This is a genomic window from Methylobacterium sp. WL18 (assembly GCF_008040015.1).
GTDB classification, from domain to species: Bacteria; Pseudomonadota; Alphaproteobacteria; order Rhizobiales; family Beijerinckiaceae; genus Methylobacterium; species Methylobacterium mesophilicum.
Map to the genome: position 1 here is coordinate 1 of NZ_VRVD01000798.1, position 1875 is coordinate 1875.

At 71.4% G+C, this 1875-nt stretch carries 2 protein-coding genes; one reads left to right on the plus strand and one right to left on the minus strand.

Annotation, left to right across the window (positions count from 1 at the left end; translation table 11 throughout):
* A partial coding sequence (locus tag FV228_RS28410) for a LysR substrate-binding domain-containing protein (protein WP_246694062.1) occupies nucleotides 1-296 on the plus strand: 296 nt, incomplete at its 5' end.
* Nucleotides 297-762: 466 nt separating this feature from the next.
* Here FV228_RS28410 and FV228_RS28420 read toward each other — a convergent pair.
* Nucleotides 763-1551, minus strand: a complete 789-nt coding sequence (locus FV228_RS28420; RefSeq protein ID WP_147857542.1) for a class II aldolase/adducin family protein — start codon at nucleotides 1549-1551, stop codon at nucleotides 763-765.
* Between the last annotated feature and the right edge of the window lie 324 nt (nucleotides 1552-1875).

The window sequence follows — 1875 nt, forward strand, 5'->3', positions numbered from 1 at the left end:
GGCCGGACGGGCCCTGCACGGTCGGCGCCGCCGGGCCGCTGCGCACCCATTCCAACGAGGTCGTGCGCGAGGCGGTGATCGGCGGGCTGGGCATCGCCCTGCGCTCCACCTGGGACGTGCACGCGGAATTGCGCAGCGGCCTGCTGGAGGTGGTGCTGCCCGCCTACACGGCCGCCGCGCAGGCCGGCATCTACGCGGTCTATCCGAGCCGGGCCTTCGTCCCGGCCAAGACCCGGGCGTTCCTCGACTTCCTGAAGCGCACCTACCGGTCGAGCGCCGCCTGGCCGGAGCCCTGAGGCGCCCTGCCCGGCTCACCGGGGGGCGACCGGATTCGTAGGCAGCCGGATGAGGCGCGGGTCCCCTCGCCCGTGCGGGCTGGGATATTCACGCCTCGCTGCTGGATGAGGGCCAAGGCTGGCCCCGAGCCCGTTCCCTTCCCCCTCTGCGGGCTACGATGTTCACACATCGGTTTGCGAAAGCCGCGACGCGCCCCCTCTCCCGTGCGGGAGAGGGTTGGGGTGAGGGACCAGGTTTTTCCGGAGCAGTCGCATCCCTCACCCTGTCCCTCTCCCGCACGGGAGAGGGGACCCGCGCCACATCCGGGGATGTGTGAATCCGATAGCTCTGCGGGGGAGGGAGACGCGCCCAGGATCAGCCGACGCCCCCACATCCGGCAGCGATGTGCGATCCGCTCAGGCACACGCGCGCAAAGCACCCGCACCCTTCACCCCAGCACGACCACGCGCATCATCCGTAGCCGGCTTACTGCGCGAAGTCGGGATCGGTGCGGGCCAGCATCCGCTTGAACGCCGCCCACTCGTTGTCCGGGGCGCCCTGGACGGCGACGCGATCGTAGCCGGCTGCGTATTGCCCGGCGGTCTTGGCCGCGATGGCGGCGGAGGGGCGGGTGATCGGCGCGCCGGCCGCCTGGATCGCCAGCTGCGCCCGGCACGAGCGCTCCAGGTTGTGCATCAGCTTGAACGCCTCGCCGACCGAGCGGCCGCAGGTCAGCAGCCCGTGGTTGCGCAACACCATGACGGGCTTGTCGCCGAGGTCGGCCACCAGCCGCGCCCGCTCGTCGAGGTCGAGGGCGATGCCCTCGTAGGCGTGGTAGGCGAGCCGGCCGGCGAACTGCATCGACCACTGGTTCAGGGCGAGCAGCCCCTCCTCCTGGCACGACACCGCGACGCCCGCGACCGTGTGGGTGTGCAGCACGCAGATCGCGTCGTGGCGCGCGGCGTGGATGGCGCTGTGGATCGTGAAGCCGGCCGGGTTGATGCCGAGCCCCATCGGGTCCTCGAGCACGCGGCCGTCGATATCGACGGTGACGAGGTTCTGGGGCGTCACCTCCTCGAAGCGCATCCCGTAGGGGTTGATCAGGAACCGATGCCCCTCCCCCGGCAGCCGCGCCGAGATGTGGGTGTAGATGCTGTCGTCGAGGCCGAGCCGGTGGATCAGCCGGTAGGCCGCCGCCAGGTCGAACCGCATCGCCTCGACCGCGGCGGGGTCGGCCGCGGGGTCCGGGGCGCTCGAATGGGCGGCTGCGATCATGCGACGGCTCCTGACTCGCTGGGCGGCATCGCCGACAGGGTGCACCAGGGGCCGCGTGTCGGCAATGCATCGGGGCCGATCGCTGGAGTCCCGGATTCACAAGGTCCGGGACCTTGTGCGGGTCCAGGGCGGAGCCCTGGTATCTCGGGGCTCCGCCCCAAACCCCGCCAAAGGGCTCGCCCTTTGGGAACCCCTTCCCCGGCCCGGCCCACATCTTGACAATGTTCCTATTTTGTGCTCATGGTCTCTCGCCCGCCGCGATCCGTCGTGAGACGTCTCGGGGCGCCGGTCCGGTCAGCCGCCGGGCGGGCGGCGGTGGGCCGG